The 17,119-nt window shown below is 72.4% G+C and carries 15 protein-coding genes; 2 read left to right on the top strand and 13 right to left on the bottom strand.

Annotated features, from left to right (window positions below; genetic code table 11):
* Positions 1-29: 29 nt before the first annotated feature.
* The 8 genes from IE331_RS07025 to uvrA form a co-directional block, all read right to left on the bottom strand.
* On the bottom strand, positions 30-1,253 hold the full coding sequence (locus IE331_RS07025) for a phosphoglycerate kinase (protein ID WP_192142020.1): 1,224 nt from the start codon (positions 1,251-1,253) through the stop codon (positions 30-32).
* Positions 1,254-1,283: 30 nt separating this feature from the next.
* On the bottom strand, positions 1,284-2,291 hold the full coding sequence (gap, locus tag IE331_RS07020; RefSeq protein ID WP_192142018.1) for a type I glyceraldehyde-3-phosphate dehydrogenase: 1,008 nt from the start codon (positions 2,289-2,291) through the stop codon (positions 1,284-1,286).
* Between the two features lie 123 nt (positions 2,292-2,414).
* Positions 2,415-3,401: a DNA-binding protein WhiA gene (gene whiA / locus IE331_RS07015; protein WP_192142016.1), complete on the bottom strand. Its 987-nt coding sequence runs from the start codon at positions 3,399-3,401 to the stop codon at positions 2,415-2,417.
* Complete coding sequence (locus tag IE331_RS07010) at positions 3,392-4,366, bottom strand: gluconeogenesis factor YvcK family protein (RefSeq protein WP_192142014.1); 975 nt, start codon at positions 4,364-4,366, stop codon at positions 3,392-3,394. The genes whiA and IE331_RS07010 overlap by 10 nt, the downstream gene beginning before the upstream one ends.
* Before the next feature lie 7 nt (positions 4,367-4,373).
* Positions 4,374-5,267, bottom strand: a complete 894-nt coding sequence (gene rapZ / locus IE331_RS07005) for an RNase adapter RapZ (protein ID WP_192142012.1) — start codon at positions 5,265-5,267, stop codon at positions 4,374-4,376.
* Positions 5,267-7,276, bottom strand: coding sequence for an excinuclease ABC subunit UvrC (uvrC, locus tag IE331_RS07000; protein WP_192142010.1), 2,010 nt, complete (start codon positions 7,274-7,276; stop codon positions 5,267-5,269). The genes rapZ and uvrC overlap by 1 nt, the downstream gene beginning before the upstream one ends.
* Before the next feature lie 50 nt (positions 7,277-7,326).
* Positions 7,327-7,773, bottom strand: a complete 447-nt coding sequence (locus IE331_RS06995) for a Rieske (2Fe-2S) protein (protein WP_192142009.1) — start codon at positions 7,771-7,773, stop codon at positions 7,327-7,329.
* A 5-nt stretch (positions 7,774-7,778) separates the two neighbouring features.
* Positions 7,779-10,643: an excinuclease ABC subunit UvrA gene (uvrA, locus tag IE331_RS06990; protein ID WP_192142008.1), complete on the bottom strand. Its 2,865-nt coding sequence runs from the start codon at positions 10,641-10,643 to the stop codon at positions 7,779-7,781.
* Positions 10,644-10,773: 130 nt separating this feature from the next.
* Here uvrA and IE331_RS06985 point away from each other — a divergent pair, with 130 nt between their 5' ends.
* Together IE331_RS06985 and IE331_RS06980 are read left to right on the top strand one after the other, a co-directional pair.
* Positions 10,774-11,481 (top strand): maleylpyruvate isomerase family mycothiol-dependent enzyme, encoded by a 708-nt coding sequence (locus IE331_RS06985; RefSeq protein WP_192142007.1) that lies wholly within the window; start codon positions 10,774-10,776, stop codon positions 11,479-11,481.
* Complete coding sequence (locus IE331_RS06980) at positions 11,454-12,128, top strand: MBL fold metallo-hydrolase (protein WP_192142006.1); 675 nt, start codon at positions 11,454-11,456, stop codon at positions 12,126-12,128. The genes IE331_RS06985 and IE331_RS06980 overlap by 28 nt, the downstream gene beginning before the upstream one ends.
* 98 nt (positions 12,129-12,226) lie before the next feature.
* Here IE331_RS06980 and IE331_RS06975 read toward each other — a convergent pair whose 3' ends face one another.
* The 5 genes from IE331_RS06975 to IE331_RS06955 form a co-directional block, all read right to left on the bottom strand.
* The gene (locus IE331_RS06975; protein WP_192142005.1) at positions 12,227-13,420 is read right to left on the bottom strand and encodes a phospholipase D-like domain-containing protein; all 1,194 of its coding nucleotides are present in this window, start codon (positions 13,418-13,420) and stop codon (positions 12,227-12,229) included.
* A gap of 138 nt (positions 13,421-13,558) precedes the next feature.
* Positions 13,559-14,287 carry an FAD-binding oxidoreductase gene (locus tag IE331_RS06970; protein ID WP_192142004.1) on the bottom strand — a complete coding sequence of 243 codons (729 nt, stop codon included), beginning with the start codon at positions 14,285-14,287 and terminating at the stop codon, positions 13,559-13,561.
* Positions 14,288-14,294: 7 nt separating this feature from the next.
* Positions 14,295-15,518, bottom strand: coding sequence for an NADH:flavin oxidoreductase/NADH oxidase family protein (locus tag IE331_RS06965; protein WP_192142002.1), 1,224 nt, complete (start codon positions 15,516-15,518; stop codon positions 14,295-14,297).
* A 44-nt stretch (positions 15,519-15,562) separates the two neighbouring features.
* A complete protein-coding gene (locus IE331_RS06960; protein WP_192142000.1) occupies positions 15,563-16,006 on the bottom strand; it encodes a hypothetical protein in 444 nt (147 codons plus the stop codon).
* A 31-nt stretch (positions 16,007-16,037) separates the two neighbouring features.
* A complete protein-coding gene (locus IE331_RS06955; protein ID WP_192141998.1) occupies positions 16,038-17,105 on the bottom strand; it encodes a hypothetical protein in 1,068 nt (355 codons plus the stop codon).
* Positions 17,106-17,119: the final 14 nt, after the last annotated feature.

Genomic DNA, 17,119 nt, shown 5'->3' with positions numbered 1-17,119 from the left:
CGGGACGGACAGGGCGGGACGGGCCGGGCTCAGGCGTCCAGGACCTGGATGCCGGGCAGCTCCCGGCCCTCGAGGTACTCCAGGCTGGCGCCGCCCCCGGTGCTGATGTGCCCGAATGCGGCCTCGTCAAAACCGAGCTGCCGGACCGCCGCCGCGGAGTCGCCCCCGCCGACGACCGACAGGCCGTCGATCCGGGTGAGGGCCTGCGCCACGGCGCGGGTGCCGCCCGCGAACGCGTCGGTCTCGAAGACCCCCATGGGACCGTTCCAGAACACCGTCCGGGCGTCGGCCAGCGCCGCCGCGAAGGCGGCTGCGGACTCCGGCCCGATGTCGAGGCCGAGGCTGTCGGCGGGGATCCGGTCGGCCGGCACCACCCGGGGCTCCGGCTCCCGGTCACCCGAGGGGAAGGCGGTGTCGACGACCACGTCCGTGGGCAGCAGGATCTGCACCCCGCTCTCCTCGGCCCGGGTCAGGTAGGCGCGGCAGACGTCGAGCTGGTCCGCCTCGAGCAGGCTCCTGCCGACCTCGTGGCCCTGGGCGGCGAGGAAGGTGAACACCATGCCACCCCCGATGAGCAGTCGGTCCGCCTTGCCGAGGAGGTTGTCGATGACGCCGAGCTTGTCGGAGACCTTCGAGCCGCCCAGCACGACCGCGTAGGGCCGCTCCGGGTCCTCGGTGAGCCGGCGCAGCACGTCGATCTCGGTGCCGACCAGGGTGCCCATCGCGTGCGGCAGGCGCTGCGCGACGTCGTACACCGAGGCCTGCTTGCGGTGCACCACTCCGAAGCCGTCACTGACGAACGCGTCGGCGAGACCGGCCAGCGCGTCGGCGAACGCGGCCCGCTCGCCGTCGTCCTTGCTGGTCTCCCCCGCGTTGAACCGCACGTTCTCCAGCACCGCGACCTGGCCGTCGCCGAGCCCGGCGACGGTCGCCCGGGCGCTCTCGCCCACCGTATCGGTGGCGAACGCCACCTCGGCGCCGAGCAGCTCACCGAGTCGGCCGGCGACCGGGGCCAGCGAGTACGCCGGGTCCGGCGCGCCCTTCGGACGTCCGAGGTGGGCGGTCACGACCACCCGGGCGCCCTCGTCGAGCAGGGCCCGGATCGTCGGGACGCTGGCCCGGATCCGGCCGTCGTCGGTGATCGTGCTGCCGTCCAGGGGCACGTTGAGGTCGGACCTGACCAGCACCCGCTTGCCGCGGAGGCTGCCCCCGAGGGCGGTCGTCAGGCCCGAGAGGCCGCTGGTGCCCGTCATGTCTGCCACTGCCAAGACCTGCCGGGCCGGCTAGAGGGTGCTGCCGACGTGCGTGATCAGGTCGGCGAGCCGGTTGGAGTAGCCCCACTCGTTGTCGTACCAGCCGACCACCTTGACCTGGTTGCCGATCACCTTCGTGAGCGGTGCGTCGAAGATGCACGACGCCGGGTCGGTGACGATGTCGGCGGAGACGATCGGGTCGGTGGAGTACCGCAGGAACCGTCCGTCGGCGGCGGCCTCGATGATGCCGTTCACCTCGTCGACGCTGGTCTCGCGGCCGGCCTCGAAGGTCAGGTCGGTGGCCGACCCGGTCGGCACCGGCACCCGCAGGGCGTAGCCGTCGAGCTTGCCCTTGAGCTCGGGCATGACCAGGCCGATCGCCTTGGCGGCACCGGTCGAGGTGGGGATCACGTTCAGCGCCGCCGCCCGCGCCCGGCGCAGGTCCTTGTGGATGTTGTCCTGCAGGTTCTGGTCGGCGGTGTAGGCGTGGACCGTGGTCATGAGGCCCTTGACGATGCCGAGGTCGTCGTGGAGCGCCTTCGCCATCGGTGCCAGGCAGTTGGTCGTGCAGGAGGCGTTCGAGATGACCGTGTGCTGCTCCGGGTCGTAGGCGGTGTGGTTCACGCCCATGACGACGGTGATGTCCTCGTGCGAGGCCGGCGCGGAGATGATCACCTTCTTGGCACCGCCCTCGACGTGCGCCCGCGCCTTGGTGGCGTCGGTGAACAGGCCGGTGGACTCCACGACGATGTCGGCGCCGATGTCGCCCCACTTCAGGTCCGCCGGGTTCCGCTCGGCGAACGCGTGGATGTCGGTGCCGCCGACCACGATCGACCGCTCGGTGGCCGAGACGTCGGCGTCGAGGCGGCCCAGGATCGAGTCGTACTTGAGCAGGTGCGCGAGCACCGCGTTGTCGGTGAGGTCGTTGACGCCGACGATCTCGATGTCGGCCTCGCCCTGCGCCTGGAGGGCGCGCACGGCGCGGAAGAAGTTGCGGCCGATCCGGCCGAATCCGTTGATGCCTACGCGAACGGTCACTGTGGGTGCTCCTCGGTGCGGTTGCGGTCTGGCGACGAACCCTATCGGGTACGACGACCGGCCCGGATCGGGTGCTCACGGTACGTGCCGGTAACCGGCGGCGCCCGGAGCCGGGCCCCGGGCTCAGCCCTCGTCGGCCAGCATCTCCGCGGTCAGCGAGGACTCGGTGTCGGGGATGCCGAGCTCCTCGGCGCGCTTGTCGGCCATGGCCAGCAGCCGGCGGATCCGGCCGGCGATCGCGTCCTTGGTGAGCACCGGCTCGTGCAGCTGCCCGAGCTCCTCCAGCGAGGCCTGCTTGTGCTCCAGGCGCAGGTGACCGGCCAGCCTCAGGTGGTCGGGGACCTCGTCGGCCAGGATCTCCAGGGCCCGCTCCACGCGGGCGCCGGCGGCGACCGCGGCCCGGGCCGAGCGGCGCAGGTTGGCGTCGTCGAAGTTCGCGAGCCGGTTGGCCGTGGCCCGCACCTCGCGTCGCATCCGGCGCTCCTCCCAGGCCATCAGCGACTCGTGCGCACCGAGCCGGGTCAGCAGGGCGCCGATGGCGTCGCCGTCGCGGATCACCACCCGGTCCACGCCGCGCACCTCGCGCGCCTTGGCCTGGATGCCGAGCCGGCGGGCGACGCCGACGAGGGCGAGGGCGGCCTCAGGGCCCGGGCAGGTCACCTCGAGCGAGGAGGACCGGCCCGGCTCGGTCAGGGAGCCGTGGGCGAGGAAGGCCCCGCGCCAGGCGGCGACGGCGTCGCAGCCACCGCCGGAGACGACCTGGGGCGGCAGCCCGCGCACCGGGCGGCCCCGCTGGTCGAGCAGCCCGGTCTGGCGGGCCAGCGCCTCGCCGTCCTTGACCACGCGCAGCACGTAGCGGCTGCCCTTGCGGATCCCGTTGCCCTGCACGACGGCGACCTCGGAGGGGTGCCCGAAGACCTCCGCGAGGTCGGTGCGCAGGCGGCGGGCAGCGGCGCCGGTGTCCAGCTCCGCCTCGACCACGATCCGACCGCTCACGATGTGCAGGCCACCGGCGAAGCGGAGGGTGGTGGAGACCTCGGCCTTGCGGCAGCAGGTCTTCGTGGCCTGGGTGCTCGCCAGCTCAGACTTCACCTGTGCTGTCATCGCCATGCGGCTGATCCTGACACATTCCCGAAGATCCGTGCGCAGACCCGGGACAGCTTGACCGGGTCGTGACGTGGCGTGCCGTCCCCGAGAGCCACGTCGGCCACCACCAGCCGGGCGCCGGCACTGGCGACCGCCCCCTCCAGCGGGTCGTGGTCCCGCACCGAGGTGGGGTCGACCAGGACGGCGTCCACGCGCAGGTCCGGGGCGTGCTCGAAGAGCGCCCCGAGGTGGTCCTCCGGGCCGTATCCGCTGGTCTCGCCGGTCTGCTCGCCGAGGTTGAGCACGACCAGCCGGCGGGCCGCGGTCTGCTCCAGCGCCGCGCGGAGGTCGGGCACCATCAGGTGCGGGATCACCGAGGTGTACCAGCTGCCCGGGCCGAGCACGACCCAGTCCGCCGCCCGCACCGCCGCGACCGCCTCGGGGCACGCGGACGGGTCCGGCGGGTCCAGCCTGATCGAGGTCAGCCTGCCTGCGGTCGTGGCCACCTGCACCTGCCCGCGGACCAGGCTGACCCGGTCCGGCTCGGCCGGGTCGGCGCCGCGCACCTCCGCGGTGATGTCCATGGGCGTGATCGCCATCGGCAGCACCCGGCCCCGGGCGTCGAGGAGCCGAGCTACCCAGTCCAACCCGTCGACGTGCTCGCCGAGCAGCTCCCAGAGCGCCACGATGAGCAGGTTCCCGACGACGTGGCCCTTCATCTCCCCCTGGCCGTCGAAGCGGTGCTGCAGCACCCGCGCCCAGGTCTGCCCCCAGTCGTCGTCGCCGCACAGGGCGGCCAGGGCCATGCGCAGGTCCCCGGGCGGCAACACCCCGAACTCGCCGCGCAACCGGCCCGACGAGCCGCCGTTGTCGGCCACGGTGACCACGGCGGTGACGTCGCCGGTGACCCGGCGGAGCGCGGACAGCGTGGCGTGCAGGCCGTGACCGCCGCCGAGGGCGACGACCGACGGGCCCTCCGGGTCGGTCACCCGACGCTCACTCCCTGCCCAGGTCGCGGTGCGTCGCGCGGGCGTCGTACCCCTCGGCGACCAGCCGGCGGGTGATCTCCTCGGTCATGGCCACGCTGCGGTGCTTGCCGCCGGTGCACCCCACGGCCACCGTCATGAAGCGCTTGCCCTCGCGCAGGTAGCCGGCCGCGACACCACCGATCAGGGGCACGTAGCCGTCGAGGAACTCGGTCGCGCCCGGGCGACCCTGGACGTACGTCGAGACCGCCTCGTCGCGGCCGTTCAGCGGCCGCAGCTCGGGGACCCAGAACGGGTTCGGCAGGAACCGCATGTCGGCCAGGAAGTCGGCGTCGACCGGGATGCCGTACTTGAAGCCGAAGCTGACCACGGTGATCTTCAGCGTGACCGTCTCCGGCGTGCCGAAGGCCTCGGCGACCTTGTCGGTCAGCTGGTGCACGTTGAGGTTGCTGGTGTCGATCACCACGTCCGCGTCCCCCCGCAGGTCCGCGAGGACCACCCGCTCACGGTGCAGCCCGTCCAGCAGCCGGCCGCCCTGCTGCAGCGGGTGCGGGCGTCGGGCTGCCTCCTGGCGTCGCACCAGGACGTCGTCGTCGGCCTCGAGGAACAGCAACGTGGTCCGACGCCCGGTGGCGCCCTGGGCGAGGTTGGCCTGGAGCGAGGCGAAGAACGAGCCGGACCGGACGTCGACGACCACCGCGATCGGCATCCGCACCCCCTTGCTCTCGTCGACCAGGCGGACCACGTCGCGCACCAGCGTCGGCGGCAGGTTGTCCACCACGTAGAAGCCGAGGTCCTCCAGCTCCTTCGCGGCCGTGCTCCGCCCGGCACCGGTCATGCCCGTGACCACGACCAGCTCGCCGCGCGGCTCCTCGGTCCCTGCCACATCCCCCGCTGGGGTCATCAGCTCTCCTCGATCTCTCCGGTCGCGGTGTTGACGGCGACAGTCTGGCCGCTCCCGGCAGCGACCGCATCCTTGATGGCCGACGCGGTGGTCGGTCCGATGCCGGGCACGGTGGCGATCTCCTCCACGGTCGCGGCCCGCAGCTTGCGCAGCGACCCGAAGTGCTTGATCAGCGTCCGGCGGCGGACCTCGCCCAGGCCGGGGACGTCGTCCAGGACGCTCTCCACCATCGTCTTCGACCGGCGGCCGCGGTGGTGGGTGATCGCGAACCGGTGTGCCTCGTCCCGGATCCGCTGGAGCAGGTAGAGCCCCTCGGAGCTGCGCGGGAGGATCACCGGCTCCTCCGAGCCCTCCACCGAGCCCGGCAGCCACACCTCCTCGAGCCGCTTGGCCAGCCCGCACACCGGGATGTCGTCGATGCCGAGCTCGTCGAGCGCGCGGGCGGCGGCGGCCACCTGCGGCGGGCCGCCGTCCACCACGACCAGGCCCGGCGCGTAGGCGAACTTCCGGGGCCGCCCGGTCTCGGGGTCGACCAGCATCGGCCCCGACTCGCCGGCTTCCGCTCCCCCGTCGCCGACCGGCTCGAGGTCGCCGGTGCGGGCCCGCTCGTCGAGCAGTCGGCGGAAGCGTCGGGTGATCACCTCGTGCATCGACGCCACGTCGTTCTGGCCCTCGACCCCGCGGATCACGAACCGGCGGTACTCGCCCTTGCGGGCCAACCCGTCCTCGAAGACCACCATGCTGGCCACCACCTCGGTGCCCTGGAGGTTCGACACGTCGTAGCACTCGATCCGCAGCGGCACCTCGGGCAGCTCCAGCGCCTGCTGGATCTCCTCGAGCGCCCGGTTGCGGGTGGTGAGGTCGCTGGCGCGGCGGGTCTTGTGCAGGACCAGGGACTGGCTGGCGTTGCGGGCCACGGTCTCCTGGAGAGTGCGCTTGTCGCCGCGCTGCGGGACCCGGATCGAGACCCGGCCGCCGCGTCGCTCCTCGAGCAGCGTCTCCAGCGTGACCGGGTCCGGGGGAAGCGTCGGCACCAGGATCTCGCGCGGGATGGAGTCCCCCTCCTCGCCGGCGTAGAGCTGGAGGAGGAAGTGCTCGACGAGCACGTCCGTGCCGCCCTCCTCGACCCGGTCGGCCACCCAGCCGCGCTGCCCGCGGATCCGACCGCCGCGGACGTAGAAGATCTGCACCGCCACCTCGAGCGGGTCCTCGGCGAGGGCCACGACGTCGGCGTCGGTGCCGTCGCCGAGCACGACGGCCTGCTTCTCCAGCGCCTTGTTCAGCGCGCCGAGGTCGTCGCGGAGCCGGGCCGCCCTCTCGTAGTCCTGGGCCTGCGAGGCGGCGTACATCTGCTTCTCGACGCGCTTGAGGAAGGCGCTGGTGCGGCCACCCATGAAGTCGCAGAAGTCGTCGACGATCGCCCGGTGCTCCTCGGCGCTGACGCTGCCGACGCAGGGGGCCGAGCACTTGTCGATGTAGCCGAGCAGGCAGGGTCGGCCGATCTGGGCGGACCGGTTGAAGACGCCCTTGCTGCACGAGCGCATCGGGAACACCCGGAGCAGCAGGTCGACGGTCTCCCGGATCGCCCAGGCGTGGCTGTACGGGCCGAAGTAGCGCCACCCCTTCTTCTTGGCGCCGCGACCGACCATCACCCGCGGGAACTCCTCGTCCATCGTGACCGCCAGCCACGGGTAGGACTTGTCGTCGCGGTACTTCACGTTGAAGCGGGGGTCGAACTCCTTGATCCAGGAGTACTCCAGCTGGAGCGCCTCGACCTCGGTGTTGACCACCGTCCACTCCACGCTCGCGGCGGTGGTCACCATCGTCGCCGTGCGCGGGTGCAGGTGCCCGACGTCCTGGAAGTACGACGACAGCCGGGCGCGGAGGTTCTTCGCCTTGCCGACGTAGACGACCCGCTGCTGGGAGTCCCGGAACCGGTACACGCCGGGCTGGGTCGGGATCGACCCCGGCTCGGGGCGGTAGGACAACGGAGAACGGGAGCCGGCCACGCCCCAACCCTACGGGGACGCACCGACGTCGGCGGTGGTGGTGCGCGAGGTCAGGCGGTGCTGATCTCGTCGCCGTCGACGGTGATCGCGACCTCCTCGAGAGGCGCGTTCGCGGGCCCGGCCTCGACCGACCCGTCGGTGATCGAGAACGCGCTGCCGTGGCACTGGCAGTTGATCGTGGTCTCGACCGAGCTCACCTTGCAGCCCTGGTGGGTGCAGACGTTGGTGAACGCCTTGAACTCCCCCTCGGTGGGCTGGGTCAGCACCACCTCGGCGAGGATGACGCCACCCCCGACCGGCACCTGGTCGGTGCTGGCCAGCGACGAGCCGGCGTCCGGCGCGTCACCGCCGCCGTCGCCGGAACCGGAGTCCGCCCCCGAGTCGGCGCCGCTGCTGTCGCCCCCGTCGCCACTGTCGCCGCCGCAGGCGGCGAGGACCGGAAGCGACAGACCGAGGACGGCCCCGGAGCCGAGGACATGGCGGCGATTCAGGCTCATGGCCCTCAGAGTAGCGGGGCGAGGAAGCGGCCGGTGTGGCTCGCCGGGTCCTTCGCGACCTGCTCCGGGGTCCCGGTGGCGACCACCAGGCCGCCGCGCGAGCCCCCCTCGGGGCCCATGTCGACCAGCCAGTCGGCGGTCTTGATCACGTCGAGGTTGTGCTCGATGACCAGGACCGTGTTGCCCTTGTCGACCAGACTGGACAGCACGCCGAGGAGCTTGCGGATGTCCTCGAAGTGGAGACCCGTGGTGGGCTCGTCGAGCACGTAGACGGTGCTGCCGGTCGAGCGCTTCTGAAGCTCGGAGGAGAGCTTCACCCGCTGCGCCTCGCCGCCCGAGAGCGTGGTCGCCGGCTGCCCGAGCCGGACGTAGCCGAGCCCCACCTCGCCGAGCGTCTTCATGTGCCGGGAGATCGCCGGCACGGCGGCGAAGAACTCCCCCGCCTCCTCGATCGGCATGTCGAGGACCTCGGCGATGGTCTTGCCCTTGTAGTGCACCTCGAGCGTCTCCCGGTTGTACCGGGCGCCGTGGCAGACCTCGCAGGGCACGTAGACGTCGGGCAGGAAGTTCATCTCGATCTTGATCGTGCCGTCGCCGGCGCACGCCTCGCAGCGCCCGCCCTTGACGTTGAAGGAGAACCGGCCCTGGAGGTAGCCGCGCATCTTGGCCTCGGGGGTGGAGGCGAAGAGCTTGCGGATGTGGTCGAACACCCCGGTGTACGTCGCCGGGTTGCTGCGCGGGGTCCGCCCGATCGGGGACTGGTCGACGTGGATCACCTTGTCGACGTGCTCGGTCCCGGTGATCCTGCGGTGCCGTCCGGGGACGGTCCGGGCGTTGTAGATCTGCTTCGCGAGACTGGTGTAGAGGATGTCGTTGACCAGGGTCGACTTGCCGGACCCGGAGACGCCGGTGACCGCCACGAACAGGCCGAGGGGGAAGTCGACGGTGACGTCCTGGAGGTTGTGCTCCCGGGCGCCGTGCACGGTGAGCTGACGGCCCTTGGTGCGCGGGCGCCGTACCTCCGGCAGCGGGATCTGCCGGCGCCCGTCGAGGTAGGCGCCGGTGGAGGAGTCGGCGTGCGAGAGCAGCTCCTTGACCGTGCCGGAGACGACGACCTGCCCGCCGTGCTCGCCGGCGCCGGGGCCGATGTCGACGACCCAGTCGGCGGCCCGGATCGTGTCCTCGTCGTGCTCGACGACGATCAGGGTGTTGCCCAGGTCGCGGAGCCGGACCAGGGTCTCGATGAGCCGCTGGTTGTCGCGCTGGTGCAGACCGATCGACGGCTCGTCGAGGACGTAGAGCACCCCGACCAGGCCGGCGCCGATCTGGGTGGCCAGCCGGATCCGCTGCGCCTCGCCGCCGGACAGCGAGCCGGACGGACGGTCCAGGCTGAGGTAGTCGAGGCCGACGTCGAGGAGGAAGTTGAGCCGCTCCTGGATCTCCTTGAGCACCCGCTCGCCGATCTGCCGCTCGCGCACCGACAGGTCGAGCCCGCGCAGGTGCTCGGCGGTCTCGTTGATCGGCAGCGCGCACAGCTCGGCGATGTTCAGGCCGCCCGCCTCGCGACTGCCGAGGGTGACCGCCATCGACACCGGTCGCAGCCGGCTCCCCGAGCAGGCCGGGCACGGCACCTCGCGCATGAAGCCCTCGAAGCGCTCCCGGCTGGTGTCGGTCTCGGCCTCGCGGTGCCGGCGCTCGATGTAGGGCCGGACCCCCTCGTAGGCGGCGTGGTAGGACCGCTCCCGCCCGTAGCGGTTGCGGCTGCGGACGTGCACCTTGGTCCGGTGCCCGTCGAGGATGATCGTGCGGATCTTGGCGGGCAGCTTCTCCCACGGCGTGTCGAGGTCGAAGCCGAGCTCCTCGCCGAGGGCGCCGAGCAGTCGGATGAAGTAGTCGGCGACGTGCGCGCCGCTCCACGGCTGGATGACGCCCTCGCCGAGCGTGGCCGCGGGGTCGCTGATCACCAGCTCGGGGTCGACCTCCATCCGGGTGCCGAGTCCGTGGCAGACCGTGCAGGCGCCGAACGGCGAGTTGAACGAGAACGACCGCGGCTCCAGCTCGTCGGTCTCGAGGGCGTGCTCGTTGGGGCAGGCCATCTTCTCCGAGAACTTCAGCTCGCGGTCCTCGGCGGAGGCGTCGCGGTCCACGAAGTCGAAGAGCACCAGCCCGGCAGCCAGCTGCAGCGCGGTCTCCACCGAGTCGGTGAGCCGCCGCTTGGCCGACGCCTTGACCGCCAGCCGGTCGACGACCACCTCGATCGTGTGCTTCTTCTGCTTGTCGAGCTTCGGCCCGTCGGCCAGGACCGTGTCGAGGGTGTGCGTCTCGCCGTCGATCCGGGCCCGCGAGAAGCCCTGGGACTGCAGCGACCGGAACAGCTCGACGTACTCCCCCTTGCGGCCCCGGATCACCGGCGCCAGCACCTGGAAGCGGGTGCCCTCCTCGATCGTCATGATCCGGTCGACGATCTGCTGCGGCGTCTGCCGCTCGATCGGGGCGCCGCAGACCGGGCAGTGCGGCCGACCGGCCCGGGCGTAGAGCAGGCGCAGGTAGTCGTAGACCTCGGTGATCGTGCCGACGGTGGAGCGCGGGTTCTTGGAGGTGGACTTCTGGTCGATCGAGACGGCCGGGGAGAGCCCCTCGATGAAGTCCACGTCGGGCTTGTCCATCTGGCCGAGGAACTGACGCGCGTAGGCCGAGAGCGACTCGACGTACCGGCGCTGCCCCTCGGCGAAGATCGTGTCGAAGGCCAGGCTCGACTTGCCGGAGCCGGACAGGCCGGTGAACACGATGAGGGCATCGCGCGGGAGGTCCAGCGAGATGTCCTTCAGGTTGTGCTCGCGGGCGCCGCGGATGATCAGCTGGTCGGCCATGGTGGTAGCGGTTCCTGGTGGGGCGGGCGGACGGGGACGAGTGCGGGACTGCTGCGTCGCGGACATCCTAGCCGCGCAGTCGAACAGGTGTTCGTTCGACGCGCGGTGACCGGCGTGGAAGGCTTCGCCCATGGACGATCCGCAGCCCGACCTCACCGAGGTGTACGACGCCACCACACGGTACCTGCGCACCCTCGACGGGCTGACATCGGAGAGCCTGGCCGAGCCCAGCCTGCTGCCGGGATGGAGCCGCGCCCACGTCGTCGCGCACCTGGCCCGGCACGCCCTGGGCTTCACCCGGGCCCTGGACGGCGCCCGGCGGTCCGCGCCGGTGCCGGTCTACGACTCCCCCGAGGCCCGTGAGGCCGGCATCGAGGAGACCGCGGCGCTCCCCGCCGACGACCTGCGGGAGTTCTCCCTCGATGCCTGCGGACGGTGGCGGGATGCCGCCGAGCACGCACCGGACCCGGACGCGGTCCTCGAGCTCTTCCCCGGCGGCCGCCGCCTCACCGCCGCGGCTTCGGTGGGGATGCGGCTGTTCGAGGTGGAGATCCACCACGCCGACCTCGGGTGCGACTACGGCCCGGGCGACTGGCCGGACGCGTTCCTCGACCGGGCGTTCAACACCGTCGTCGACGACCGCCAGGACGGTCCCTCGATGATGCTGCGCACACCCGACGGTGACGTCCTGATCGGCAGCGGCTACGGCCCGGCGGTGACCGGCAGCCGGGCCGACCTGACCTGGTGGCTGCTCGGTCGCGGGGAGGGCCGCGGCCTCACCACCGACGGGGAGTTGCCTACGCTGGGCCCATGGACACGACGTACACCGGCGACGTGACGCCGGGCGGGGCCCCGGACGTCCGGGAGCTCCCCCACCTCAGGATCACCAAGCTCGCCGTCGACCCGCAGATGTCCAACAACTGCTACCTGCTGACCTGCCGGTCCACCGGCGAGTCGGTGCTGGTCGACGCGGCCGACGACGCCGCGGCGCTGCTGCGGCTGTGCGACGCGGCGCTCGAGGGGGTGGTGACCACCCACCAGCACTGGGACCACCACCGCGGCCTGGCCGAGGTGGTCGCGGCGACCGGCGCGACGACGTACGCCGGGGCGCCGGACGCGGACGCGATCTCCGAGCAGACCGGCATCGCCGTCGACGTCCGGCTCCAGCACGGCGACCGGATCGTGGTCGGCGACCAGAGCCTGGAGGTGCTGGCGATCGCCGGGCACACCCCCGGCTCGGTGGCGCTGCTGTACGCCGACCCGGACGGGCACGCGCACCTGTTCACCGGCGACTCGCTGTTTCCCGGCGGTGTCGGCAACACCTTCGGCGACGAGCAGGCCTTCGCCACGCTGGTGCACGAGGTCGAGACCAAGGTGTTCGACCGGCTGCCCGACGACACCTGGTTCTACCCCGGTCACGGCAACGACGGCCGGCTCGGCGACGAGCGGCCGCACCTGGCCGAGTGGCGCGAGCGCGGCTGGTGAGGTCAGGCTCTACGTTCTGCAGGTTCTGGGGCCGTAGAACCTGCAGAACGTAGAGCCTGACGCGCCGAGACCGGGTGAAGGCCGAGCGGCTCTCCCGCTCAGGCGTTGCGGAACATCCACCCGAAGTGCCGGATGTAGTCCTTCACCACGCTGCGCCGTGCGGTCCGCACGATGATGTCGTCGAGCTTCAGGGCCCACGGCGTCCAGTTGTGGGAGCCGGTCCACGCGTAGTGCGCGTCGGAGTTGCCGCCGTAGCGGCCCTGGACGATCAGCAGCTTCTGGTGGGTCCGGACCCCCTTGTGCCGTGAGGTGCGCAGCGTCGCCGAGGTCGCCCGCAGCATCTTCTCGATCTCGTTGCCGAAGGCCTCGTCCGCGTAGAACACCCGCACCCGGCAGCCCTCGTCGGCGAGCTGGGCGACCCGCTGGCCGATCCGGTGGCCGCGCGGGCCGAACCAGGCGTGCGCGGAGATCATCACCCGGGTCGACCGGGTCCGGTCGCCGTCCTCGTAGCGGCACACCACCGGGCGCAGCGCGTTCAGCGCCGGGTCGCCGTCCTCGGCGTCGTCGTTGTTCGGCGTGATCAGGACCAGGTGCTTGTCGTGCAGCTCGGCGATCCGGGGACGCTCCACGGGCGTGTCCCACTTGAGCTCGTTGAACCAGCCGCGGAAGGTCCGGTACACCTCGCGGTTCCGCGCGAAGGTCAGCAGGTCGCTCCACTGGCGCTCGGCGTTGTGGCTGGTCAGGTTGTTGGAGCCCACCATCGTCACGTGCTTGACGCCGCCGGTCCGGTAGAACTGGAAGAACTTCCCGTGCATCTCGCCGCCGGTGCTGCGGCAGCTCTTCTCGCAGGTCACCGCGAACGACCGGGCCCTGGGGTTCGTGCCGAGGACCCGGGTGAGCTTGCGCTGGGCGTCCCACACGGCGTGGTCGTCGAAGACCAGCTTCACGGCCACTCCGCGCCGGTGCGCGGCGATCAGGTTGTCGGCCGTGCGCATGTCGGAGAACGAGAACACCGCGATCCGGATCACCGAGCGCCGCGGTGCGCTGTTGATGGAGCGGTTGATGTGGGTGAACAGCCGGTACTGCTTCGCGCGGGTGCCGATCGGCTTGTTGAAGATCACCCCCGGCCGCGGGCTGTAGCGGTCCGGTGGGGCGGCACCGGCCGAGGCCGGCACCCCCGCCAGGCCGGCCGCGAGCAGGGCGACGGCGGCCAGCATGCCGACGGGTCGCAGCCACCCGGTGCGGGTCCCGAGGGGGCGACCGTGGGGACGGCGGAGGGTGGGCACAGGCACGGCGGAGCTCCTCGAGAGGCAACAACTTTCACATCAGGCTCACATGTCACACGATGGACCGGAGCCCCGGCAAGCGGTTCGGCTGAACTACAGGGTCGTAGTTCCGGCCGCGCCCGCGCCTCCGCCGCACCTGGGGCCTCAGGCGAACGGGTTGCCGCCCAGCGAGACGAACTTCTCCTGGTGTCGGCGGGCCCGCGGGAAGTCCAGCGAGCGCAGCGCCAGGGACACGCTCTTCATGAACGGTGCCGGCCCGCAGCAGAACGCGTCGTACGACGTCCGCTCGGCCGCGAACGCCCGCAGCTGGTCCTGGCTCGGCAGGCCCTGGACCGACTCGAGCCAGTGGACGACCTGGAGCCGGTCGGGGTGCGCGGCCGCGAGCGCGGCCCACTCGGGCGCGAAGATGACCGAGGACTCGTCGCGGTTGGCGTAGAGCACCACGATCCGACCGGTCCCCCGGGCCAGGGCGGTGCGGGCGATCGAGATGATCGGCGTGACCCCGCTGCCGCCGGCGAACAGCAGCAGGTCGGCGTCGAGGTCCGCGGGCGTGAAGATGCCGCTCGGGGGGAGCACCTGGAGGGTGTCGCCCGCGGCCAGGTGCTCGGCGATCCAGTTCGAGGCGTAGCCGTCCACGGTGCGCTTGACCGTGATCGTCATCGGCCCGTCCTCGGCCGGGGAGCTGCTCAGCGAGTAGCAGCGGGCGGCCAGCCCGGTCTCCTCGCTCGGCACGGCGACGGTGAGGAACTGGCCGGCGCGGTAGTCGAAGTGGCCCTCGGCCTCCGGCGTGGTGCCGAGCAGGACCGAGACCGCGTCGGCCGTCTCGTGCCGGACCTCGAGGACCGGCAGGTGGAAGGACCGGACCCCCGTCATCGGCCGGTCACCCCTTCCGGGTGGCTCGGCCCCGGGCCAGGGCCGGCAGCTGACCGGCGAGCAGGTAGTGGGCGACCCCGAGGGCGGCGTGCCGCTGGGTGGCCGGCTCCTTGCCGTCGCCCATCCGCCAGAGCTGGGTGGTGTACCAGACGGTCTCGGCCATCCCGTCGAGCTTCCGCACGCCGACCCGCTTCGGCGTCAGCTCCGCCACCCGGTCCACCTCTCCGGCCAGGAGGCGGCGGGGGAACTCCGGGTCGACGGCCAACGGCCGCCCGAGGCCGATCACGTCGACCGCGCCCGAGGACAGCGCCTGGTCCATCCCGGTCCGGGAGCGGAACCCGCCGGTCACCCACAGGGGGATGTCCACCTCGGCCCGCAGCCTCTCGGCGAACTCCAGGAAGTAGGCCTCGCGGGCCCGGGTGCTGTCCCGCTGGGTGAGGCCCATCATCGCGGCCTTCTCGTAGGTGCCGCCGGAGATCTCCAGCAGGTCCACGCCGGCGTCGGCCAGGTCGCGGGCGACCAGGATCGACTCGTCCTCGGAGAACCCGCCGCGCTGGAAGTCGGCGCTGTTCATCTTGACCGACAGGATCCGGTGCCGGCCGATGGCCTCCCGGGTCGCGGCGACCAGCTCCAGCAGGAACGAACGGCGCCGCTCCGGGTCGCCGCCGTACCGGTCGTCGCGCCGGTTGACGCGCGGGGAGAGGAACTGGCTGATCAGGTACCCGTGGGCGGCGTGCAGCTGCACCCCGTCGAAACCCGCCTCGACCACGATCCGCGAGGTGGCGGCGTAGCGGCGCACCAGCGCCTCGATCTCCGCGACGGTGAGGGCCCGGGGCGTGGAGAACACGCCGCCCATGCCGGTCAGCGGGACCGCGGAGGGTGCGACGGGTCGCGGCGAGAGGGACCGCGGCGACTGCCGGCCGGGGTGGTTGACCTGGACGATCGCCGTCGCGCCACCGGCCTTGGCGGCCCGGGCCCATTCGGTGAGCGCGGCACCGTGCCGGTCGTCCTCGACCACGACGTTGGCCGGCTCGCCCAGGGCCGACCGGTCGACCATGACGTTGCCGGTCGCCAGCAGCCCGCACCCGCTGCCACCCCACCGCTCGTAGAGCCGCAGCAGCCGGTCCGAGGGGCCGGCCGCACGGTCGCCGAGCTGCTCGGACAGGGCGGACTTGGCCAGCCGGTTCGGCAGGACCGCCCCGCAGGGCAGGGTGAGCTTGTCGGCGATCATGCCCCGAAGGCTAGGTGAGGGAGCGGTCCCCCGGACACGTGACGTCACTCACCCCGGCCGGCCGGGCGGGCCGTGTGGCGGGGGTCGCCGTGGGTACGCCGCTCCTCCTTGAGGCCGGCCTCGAACACGTGCCGCCGGCCGTCCAGCAGCTCCTCGCGGACCGACCGCTCGGTCTCCCGGACCGCCGACCAGTAGCCGTCGTCGTACTCCTCGACGACCTGGAAGGTCCAGCGCCCCTCGATCACGTTGCGGCCGACGAGCTCGCGCTCGATGCGGTCGGCGAGGTCGCCGTGACCCGCGGCCCGGAGCTGCTCGGCGGCGTCGCCGATCTGGAAGTCCGCGGCGCCGGTCAGCTGGTGGAAGGAGTAGAGGTGACCCCGGGCCCGCTCGATCGTCTCCAGGCCCTCGGTCAACCGGCCCACGGCCTCCACCGTGGCCCGGTCGACGCCGTCGGGGACCCGGTGCTCGGGGCTGGGCTGGTCGGTCATGGCCACACCCTAGCCAGACCCTGGCCGGCGGCTAGGGGCTCCCGTCGGCCCTCGGGTCCCGGGCGATCGCTGCCGCGAGGGCCTCGACCGCGAGCTCGATGGGCACCGTCGTGGGCGCGGCCGCCTCCTCGGCGGAGCCGTGCTCGGGCCGGTCCCGCAGGGACCCAGGGTCGCCGATCACCCGGACGTCCGAGCTCGCGAGCACCTCGGCTCGCTGGGCGTCGAGCTCGGCGACCCGGTCCGCGGCCCAGGCGGGCAACCGGATCGGGACGTCGCGGGCGCCCGCCGGGGAGGTGGCGATGCCCCGCACGATCCTCTCCTTGAGCTCGTCCGGGAGCATCCCCTCGTCCCAGCCCCGCTCGCGGACGCTGTGGTACAGCGCGCGCACCAGCTCCGCCCCGCCGTGCCGCAGCGACACGTTGTGCACCGCCTTGGGTGCGGCCAGCAGTCCCGAGGGGAGGCCCAGCAGCGCCTCGAAGGTGCGGGGCAGGAACGCCCGGTCGCCCTCGTCGGACACGACGGCCACGACCCGGTCGGGGGCGGCGGCCCTCGACCACCGTCGGACCTGACGGCCGAGGTCGTGCACCCGCCAGAAGTGCCGGTGGTGGCGATCCTCCGGATCATCGGAGAGCACCGCCCGCAACCACTCCTCGTACGGCGGCATCGTGGGCTGGTTGCGGACCCGCTGCTGCCACTGGGAGGGCAGCAGGCGCGCGATCGGACGCACCACCATGACCACGTGCGCGCGCTCGCCCCCCAGTTCGCGGACGGCGCGCTCTGCGGCCGGTCGCTTCGCGAAGGCCAGGGTCTCGTTGCTGACCACGACCGTCGCCTCACCTGCCGCCCGCACCTCGGCGACCAGACCGTCCCAGGCCCCGGTCGCGATGCGGGTGTGCCTGTCCCGGCCGACGAGCTCGCGGACCGCCATCCTCGGGCGCTCCCCCTCGCCGGCGTAGACGACCCCGCGCTCGGCCAGAGCCTGCCGGTTCCGGTCGAACGCCGCCTGCAGGGTCGTGGAGCCGGTCTTGGGCGGCCCGACGTGGAGCAGCAGCGATCCCGCCGGCAGCATCGCCTCCGGGGCGTCGACGGGTGGGCTCACGAGCACACTCTAGA

This window comes from Nocardioides donggukensis, from assembly GCF_014842875.1.
In the GTDB taxonomy this organism is placed as follows: Bacteria; Actinomycetota; Actinomycetes; order Propionibacteriales; family Nocardioidaceae; genus Nocardioides; species Nocardioides donggukensis.
Note: the sequence above shows the minus strand (reverse complement) of the source record. Positions and strands in the feature narration are given on the sequence as shown.

Bases quoted from the DNA above. Each gene is read 5' to 3' on its own strand.
- IE331_RS06960 (WP_192142000.1), bottom strand. From the start codon at position 16,006: ATGACCGACCAGCCCAGCCCCGAGCACCGGGTCCCCGACGGCGTCGAC.
- IE331_RS07025 (WP_192142020.1), bottom strand. From the start codon at position 1,253: ATGACGGGCACCAGCGGCCTCTCGGGCCTGACGACCGCCCTCGGGGGC.
- IE331_RS06965 (WP_192142002.1), bottom strand. From the start codon at position 15,518: ATGATCGCCGACAAGCTCACCCTGCCCTGCGGGGCGGTCCTGCCGAAC.
- uvrA (WP_192142008.1), bottom strand. From the start codon at position 10,643: ATGGCCGACCAGCTGATCATCCGCGGCGCCCGCGAGCACAACCTGAAG.
- IE331_RS06985 (WP_192142007.1), top strand. From the start codon at position 10,774: ATGGACGATCCGCAGCCCGACCTCACCGAGGTGTACGACGCCACCACA.
- IE331_RS06995 (WP_192142009.1), bottom strand. From the start codon at position 7,773: ATGAGCCTGAATCGCCGCCATGTCCTCGGCTCCGGGGCCGTCCTCGGT.
- IE331_RS06980 (WP_192142006.1), top strand. From the start codon at position 11,454: ATGGACACGACGTACACCGGCGACGTGACGCCGGGCGGGGCCCCGGAC.
- IE331_RS06970 (WP_192142004.1), bottom strand. From the start codon at position 14,287: ATGACGGGGGTCCGGTCCTTCCACCTGCCGGTCCTCGAGGTCCGGCAC.
- rapZ (WP_192142012.1), bottom strand. From the start codon at position 5,267: ATGACCCCAGCGGGGGATGTGGCAGGGACCGAGGAGCCGCGCGGCGAG.
- whiA (WP_192142016.1), bottom strand. From the start codon at position 3,401: ATGGCGATGACAGCACAGGTGAAGTCTGAGCTGGCGAGCACCCAGGCC.